Origin of the sequence: Phenylobacterium aquaticum, from assembly GCF_947378715.1 — a bacterium.
GTDB lineage: Bacteria > Pseudomonadota > Alphaproteobacteria > Caulobacterales > Caulobacteraceae > Phenylobacterium > Phenylobacterium aquaticum_A.
Window position 1 is genome coordinate 1 of the sequence record NZ_CANCLE010000191.1, and the last position, 6,731, is coordinate 6,731.

The 6,731-nt window shown below is 68.7% G+C and carries 7 protein-coding genes and 1 pseudogene; 2 read left to right on the top strand and 6 right to left on the bottom strand.

Annotation, left to right across the window (positions count from 1 at the left end):
• The coding region (locus Q7P21_RS18275; protein WP_304178582.1) for an SDR family NAD(P)-dependent oxidoreductase at positions 1 to 429 on the bottom strand (429 nt) is incomplete at its 3' end.
• 146 nt (positions 430 to 575) lie between these two features.
• Between Q7P21_RS18275 and Q7P21_RS18280 the strand changes: the two genes are divergently transcribed.
• Positions 576 to 1,163 (top strand): TetR/AcrR family transcriptional regulator, encoded by a 588-nt coding sequence (locus tag Q7P21_RS18280; protein WP_304164990.1) that lies wholly within the window; start codon positions 576 to 578, stop codon positions 1,161 to 1,163.
• On the opposite strand, the gene Q7P21_RS18285 is transcribed toward Q7P21_RS18280, so the two are convergent.
• From Q7P21_RS18285 to Q7P21_RS18305, 5 genes are all read right to left on the bottom strand, one after another.
• A complete protein-coding gene (locus Q7P21_RS18285; RefSeq protein ID WP_304178601.1) occupies positions 1,160 to 2,356 on the bottom strand; it encodes an MFS transporter in 1,197 nt (398 codons plus the stop codon). The two genes, Q7P21_RS18280 and Q7P21_RS18285, sit on opposite strands and share 4 nt — an antisense overlap.
• Positions 2,353 to 3,579, bottom strand: coding sequence for an MFS transporter (locus tag Q7P21_RS18290; RefSeq protein WP_304164997.1), 1,227 nt, complete (start codon positions 3,577 to 3,579; stop codon positions 2,353 to 2,355). The genes Q7P21_RS18285 and Q7P21_RS18290 overlap by 4 nt, the downstream gene beginning before the upstream one ends.
• Positions 3,580 to 3,750: 171 nt before the next feature.
• Positions 3,751 to 4,272, bottom strand: coding sequence for a translation initiation factor IF-3 (gene infC / locus Q7P21_RS18295; protein WP_242562403.1), 522 nt, complete (start codon positions 4,270 to 4,272; stop codon positions 3,751 to 3,753).
• 126 nt (positions 4,273 to 4,398) lie between these two features.
• Positions 4,399 to 5,382: a glycosyltransferase family 9 protein gene (locus tag Q7P21_RS18300; protein ID WP_304165003.1), complete on the bottom strand. Its 984-nt coding sequence runs from the start codon at positions 5,380 to 5,382 to the stop codon at positions 4,399 to 4,401.
• Positions 5,382 to 6,569, bottom strand: coding sequence for a glycosyltransferase family 4 protein (locus Q7P21_RS18305; protein ID WP_304178609.1), 1,188 nt, complete (start codon positions 6,567 to 6,569; stop codon positions 5,382 to 5,384). The genes Q7P21_RS18300 and Q7P21_RS18305 overlap by 1 nt, the downstream gene beginning before the upstream one ends.
• Before the next feature lie 43 nt (positions 6,570 to 6,612).
• Here Q7P21_RS18305 and Q7P21_RS18310 point away from each other — a divergent pair.
• A pseudogene (locus tag Q7P21_RS18310) lies at positions 6,613 to 6,731 on the top strand (alpha/beta hydrolase); the annotation flags it as partial.

The following is a 6,731-nucleotide window of genomic DNA, read 5'->3' on the forward strand; positions in this document are numbered from 1 at the left end:
GGCGATGCGGTTGACCAGCACGAAGTGGCCCAGGTGGTTGGTGCCGAACTGGGTCTCGAAGCCGTCGGCGGTGAAGCTCTTGGGGCAGGCCATGACCCCGGCATTGGCGATCACCAGGTCGAAGCTCTTGCCGGCGGCGACCAGGCCGTCGGCGCAGGCCCGCACGCTGGCCAGGTTGGCGAGGTCGAGGGCGACCAACTCCAGGCTGCCGCCTTGGGCGGCCTGGGCGCGGACAACTTCCGTGGCGGCCTTGGCCTTGTCGAGGTCGCGCGCCGCGCCGACCACGGTCGCCCCGTGGGCGGCGAGCACGCGGGCGGTCTCGACCCCCAGGCCGGCGGAGACTCCGGTGACCAGGATGCGCTTGCCGGTGAGGGTGACGCCGGCCAGGACGTCGTCGGTGGTGGATGTGGCGCCGAAAGGTCCGGTCATGGGAAGTCTCCTAGGTCATGTGGTCGGGGCGAGGGGGCTGCGACGTGTCGCCTCCGGCGTTGCCAGGATCGCGTCGCGGATATAAACGGAGGATGTCTCCGATTTATATACGGAGGGTTCCTCCGTTTATCAAGGGGCGAGTTGTCATGGGCGCGGAGGGGGCGGAGTCTGGCGGGCGCAAGCTGCGCGCCGATGGCGTGCGCAACCGCGAGCGGCTGATCGAGGCGGCCAAGGCCGGGTTCGCGGAGCTGGGTCCCGACGTCGCCCTGGACGAGATCGCCCGGCGCGCGGGCGTGGGCATCGGCACGCTCTACCGGCACTTCCCGACCCGCGACGCCATTGTCGAGGCGGTCTATCGGCGCGAGGTGCAACAATTGGCCGAGGGCGCCGAACGGTTGCTGGCCGACCTGCCGCCCGGCCAGGCCCTGCACGCCTGGATGCGGCTGTTCGTGGACTATGTGGCCACCAAGAAAGTCATAGCCGCCGCCCTGGGCGCCATGGTCGGCGGGGCGTCCGAACTCTATGCGACATCCGGGGTGGCGATCATCGGGGCCATTGGGCGGCTGGTCACGGCGGCGGCGGCGGCCGGCGAGATCCGCGCCGACGTCGAACCGGACGACCTGCTGCGCGCCCTGATCGGCTTCGCCTACGCCAACAGCGCCCCGGGCTGGCAGGCCAGCGCCCTGCGGCTGATCGACATTCTGATGGACGGCATGAAGCCTGCCGCGCGCTAAGCGGCCTGGGGCATCCGCTTCCAGACCTGCCAGGCCAGGATCAGGGCCGGCACGATCAGTATGGCGGTGAGCGCGAAGGGCGCGGCGGGATTGACCAGGGAGAACAGCTGGCCCGCATAGATGGGCCCCCCGATCCGGGCGAGCGCGTTGTTGGACATGTTCAGGCCCAGCATCTCGCCCTGGCGATCCGGCGAGGTGGCCTTGGAAATCAGCCCCACCAGGTTGGGGAAACAGATCGACTGGCCGAAACCGACGATGGCCAGGCCCAGCACCGCCTGGATCCAGACGATCGAGGTGAACTGCACCAGCATGCCGACGAACATCAGGCTCAGGCCCGCCAGCAGGACCCGGGGTTCGCCGAACCGGCGGACCAGCCAGGCGGTGGCGATGCCCTGGCTGAAGGCGCCGATCACCCCGATGACCACGAAGGCCAGGCCGATCTGCTGCGGGCCCCAGCCGAACCGTGAGGCGGTCCACAGGCCATAGGTCGCCTCGACGCCGGCGAAGCCCGAGACGATCACGAAGCTGATGATCAGGATGCGGCGGATGATCGGATCGGCGAAGGCCTCGCCGATGGCGGCGCGGCGGCTGCGGGGCCGGATGTCCGGCGTGCCCGGCCGTGTCTCGCGCACGAACAGCACCACGCCGGCCGCCGAGGCCAGGCCCAGTATGGCGGCGGCGAACAGCGGCAGGTGGAAGCCTACGGCGCCCAGCTTCGGGTGGGCCAAGAGGCCGCCGAGCGCCGGGCCGGTCATGAAGCCGAGCGAGAAGGCCGAGCCCATCACCCCCATGCGTCCGGCCCGCTTGTCCGGCGGGGTGATGTCGGCCATGCAGCCCTGCAGGGTCGAGATGTTGCCGGAGAAGAAGCCGCTGGCGAACCTGGCCAGGAAGGCGATCCAGATGTTGGGCGAGAAGGCCAGCGCCACATAGCAGAGCGCCGCCGTGGCGATGGTGACGATCAGCACGGGCCGCCGTCCGATGCGGTCCGACAGCCGGCCCCAGAACGGCTCGCCCAGGAACTGGCCGGCCGAGAACATCGAGAACAGCAGGGTGATCTGCCAGGCCTGGGCGTGGAAGGCCTGGCCGAAGAACGGCAGCAGGGGGATCACCACTCCGAACCCCGCGATGTTCAGGAACACCACCGAAAGCAGGACGATCAGCGCCCGCGGGTCGTGGTCCCGGGGCGGCGTCATGTGGCGTGGTAGGGCTCAGGTCGCGCCGTGGCCCTGCGCGTCGCCGACAGGGCCAGCAGGATCGCCGGGGCGACGACCAGGGCGCCCAGGATGAAGGGGCCGTCGCGGATCACCGGCACCATCAGCCCGGCGCAGATCGGACCCACCACCCGGGCCAGGGCGCCGGTGGCGTTGTTCAGGCCGAGGATCTGGCCCTGGCGGTGCGGGTCGGCGGTGCGCGAGATGATCGCGCCGACGTTCGGGAAGGCCACCGACTGGCCGGCGGCGGTCATGCACATCAAGGCGATGGTCATGGCGCCATTGGCCGACACCACCTGCAGGGCGGCGGCCAGCGCGGTGATCGACATGCCGACCGCCAGCATGGTCCCCTCGCCATAGCGCTCCGACATCCGGCCGGTGACCATGGTCTGGAAGAAGAAGGCCGTGGCGCCGGTGAAGGCGAAGCAGACGGCGATGTCGCGCGGCCCCCAGCCGAAGCGCGCCTGGGACCACAGGCCGAACTGGGATTCGATGCCGGTGAAGGCGAAGCCGACCAGGAAGGTCAGCAGCATCATGCGGCCGATCACCGGATGCTGGACGACCTCGCCCACCGCCTTCCAGCGGCTGGGGCGGTGGCTGATGTTCTGTTCGCGGACGCGGCTCTCCTTGATCACCAGGGTGATGGCCAGCACGCAGAGGGCGGCGAGGCCCGAGGCGATGAACAGCGGGATGCGGAACCCGGCCGGACCCATGCCGGTGTGGGCGAAGAAGCCGCCCACCGCCGGGCCGATGATCAGGCCGACGTTCCAGGCGGCGCCCTGATAGGACATCTGGCGGGCGCGCTTTTCCGGCGGGGTGACGTCGGCGATATAGCCCTGGACCACGGCGCCGTTGCCGGCCGCCAGCCCGCCGACCAGCCGGATCGCGAAGGCCACCCAGATATTGGGGGCGAAGGCCAGAGCCAGGTAGCAGAGGCAGTTGCCGGTGATGGTCGAGATCAGCAGCGGCTTCCGGCCATACTTGTCCGACAGCCGCCCCCAGAAGGGTTCGCCGAAGAAGGCCCCCACCGAATAGGCGCCGAAGATGGCCCCGATCTGCCAGGGCTGGGCGTTGAACGACTTGGCGTAGAACGGCAGCAACGGAACGATGATTCCGAAGCCCAGCATATTGATGAAGATGACGGCGATCAGCGACGCCGCCGCGAAGCGGGGCGCCGGGGCCTTATACGGCTCGGAGTCAGACATAATGCGGCGGTGTTAAGGGCCGTCGTCGCCCTGGGCAAGTCCGAGCGTGCCGCTGGGGCGCTTTCCAAGAGGAGGTATGGTGACGCAGGCGGGGCCTGGGCCTGTCTCCGAAACGAAAAGAGCGACCGCCCCGAGGGACGGTCGCTCTGGAATTCGCAGGGTGATCCGAACCTAGCGGGGGGCCAGGATCATGATCATCTGGCGGCCTTCCATGCGGGGCTCGTACTCGACCTTGGCCACCGGCTCGAAGTCGACCTTGACCTGCTGGAGCAGCTTCATGCCCAGTTCCGGGTGAGCCAGTTCGCGACCGCGGAAGCGCAGGGTGACTTTGACCTTGTCGCCTTCCTCGAAGAAGCGGTGCATCGCCTTCGCCTTGACCTCGTAGTCATGGGTGTCGATGTTGGGGCGGAGCTTGATCTCCTTGATCTCCACCACCTTCTGCCGCTTGCGCGCCTCGTTCTTCTTCTTCTGCTCCTGGAACTTGAACTTGCCGTAGTCCAGGATCTTGCAAACCGGCGGATCCGCGTTGGGCACGATCTCCACGAGGTCGAGACCCGCCTCTTCGGCGGCTTCAAGCGCGGAGGAAGTGGGCATGACACCCTGCTTCTCACCGTTCTGGTCGATCAGGAGAACGCGGGGAACGCGGATATCTTCGTTGATGCGCGGCCCGTCCTTGACGGGAGGCGCCTGCATGGGGCGGCGAATAGGCTTTGGCTCCGTTAGCTATTTCAACAAGTGAGCTATTTGAACAAGCATGAGTTCGGCGACGCAGCAGCGTCCCGATCGTGACCACCTATATGAACGCGGGCCCTGTGCTTATCAAGCCGCGCCGGGGGGATGGGCCAAAGCATTCGCCGCCTGTGCGACCGTGGACACAGCCAGATCATTGAGTTCGGTGGCGGCCAGGATGGCGACATGGCCCCGGGGCGCCGAAAGCGCCGGGTTCGAGGCCTTGGAGAACAGGACGATGGTGGGGGCGCCGGTGGCCGCCGCCAGGTGCAGCGGGCCGGTGTCATTACCCACCACCAGGGCGGCCTTGGCGGCGATGATCGCCACCCGGGCGAAATCGGTGCGGCCGGTGAGGTCGCGGGCCTTGCTGACGTCGCGCTGGATCTGGCGGGCGAGCGCGCTTTCCTGCGGCCCGCCGATGATGACGATGTCGAAGCCGCGCGCGTAGAGCAGCTTGCCCAGCTCGCCGAACTTCTCGACCGGCCAGCGCTTGTCCAGCCGGTGGGCCGAGCCGCCCGGAATGAAGATCACATAGGGGCGGGGGCGAACCCCGCCAGCCACGGGGCGGTCCTGGGGCGCCTTGCGCAGCACCCAGGACACGTCCGGCGGCGGCGCCTGGCCCGGCTCGATCGGGGCGTCGGGCCAGATGCCGGCGTATTTCAGCTGGTCGGCCTGGCGCTCCAGGGTGTGCATGTGGTCGCGCTGCTTGTTGCGATGGGGCAGGGCGCAGCCCAGCGCATTGCCCGACCATTCCGGCGGGAACGGCTGCATCAGGTGGAAGATCCGCGAGGACGCCGCCGAGGTCTGCAGGTCATAGACCCGGTCATAGCGGGCCTTCTTCAGTCGCGACCGCAGCTCCATCCAGGCGCCGAAGCCCTCGGGCTTGCCGTCCGTCTCCACGGCGTTGAAATAGGGGCAGGACTTGGCCAGCGCCTCGAAGGGCGGCGTGGTCAGAAGGGTGATGTGCGCTTTCTTGTGGGCCTCGCGGATCTGCTTCATGGCCGCGAGCGCCAGGACGAAATCGCCCAGGGCCGACAGCTTGATCACCAGGATCTTCTTGATCTCGCGGGCCATCAGCCGGTCTTTCCGGCACGCGCCGCCAACACCCGCTCGTACGCGGCGAGGGTGGCATTACACATGGCCTCGGCGGAGTACAGCTGCCTGGCCCGGTTGGCGGCGGTCACGCCCATCTTGGCGCGCTTCTCGGGTCCGACATCGATGGCCTTGGCGATGGCGAGGCTCCAGGCCTCGGCGTCATCGACCTTGACCAGCCAGCCGGTCTTGCCGGGCAGCACCGTCTCGGTGACGCCGCCGTGGTTGGAGGCCAGGACGGGGCGACCCATGGCCTGGGGCTCGACGGCCGCGCGGCCGAAGCTTTCGGGAACGATGGTGGGGAGCATGGCGACATCGGCCAGCAGGTAGGCGGCCGGCATGTCATCACAATGGCCGACCACCTTGATGTGATCGACGAGGCCGGCGGCGGCGATCGCGCCCTCGACCTCCTCGCGATAGCCGGTGCGCCCCTGGTCGTCGCCGGCGAAGATGATCACGAAGTCCTCGCGGCCCCTGGCCTTCAGCTTGGCGGCGGCCGCGATGATGCTGAGATGGCCCTTGATGCGGGTCAGGCGGCCGCCCAGCAGGAAGGTGGTGCGCGAGTCGCCCGGCTTCAGGCCCCAGGCCTCACGCAGGGCCGCGATCCGCGCGGGCGTCACCACCCGCGGGTCGAAGCGGTCGAGGTCCACGCCGCGCGGAATGGAGACAATCTGGTCGGGCGACAGGGCGTGTTCAGCCAGGACGTGGTCGCGGGTGTAGTCGGAATTGGCGATCACCAGGTCGCCCCGGGTCATGACCGCGTTGTACCAGCGCTTCAGATTGGACTTGGCCTTGTAGACCCCGTGATAGGTGGCGATGAACGGGGTGCCGGTGGCGTGCGCCGCCCACAGGGCCGAGAAGGCCGGGGCGCGGGACCGCGCATGGACCAGGGTCACCTTCTCCTTGCGGATCAGGTCGACCAGCCGGGCGGCGTTGCCCAGCATCACCAGCGGGTTCTTGGACTGCACCGGCATCTGGGCCAGACGGCCGCCATCGGCCTCAAGCCGGGAGACCATGCGTCCGCCCCGCGCAGCGACCAGCGCCTTGCCGCCGGCCCGGACGACCGCCTGGGCCACGTCAATGGTGGTCTGCTCAGCCCCGCCCGTCTCAAGCTCGGGGATGACCTGCAGCAGAACGAAGTCCGGGGGTAAGGTCAGGGGTGCGGTCACGGGTGTTTGCATAAACGACCTACGGGTGAGGTAAAGCGGGGCGATGAAAGAAGAGGCGGGATTCCTCGATCGGCCGGACGGCGAACGGCTGGCCTGGCGCAGGGTGGCGGGCGCGGGGCCGACCTTTGTCTGGCTGGGCGGCTTCCGCTCCGACATGGCGGG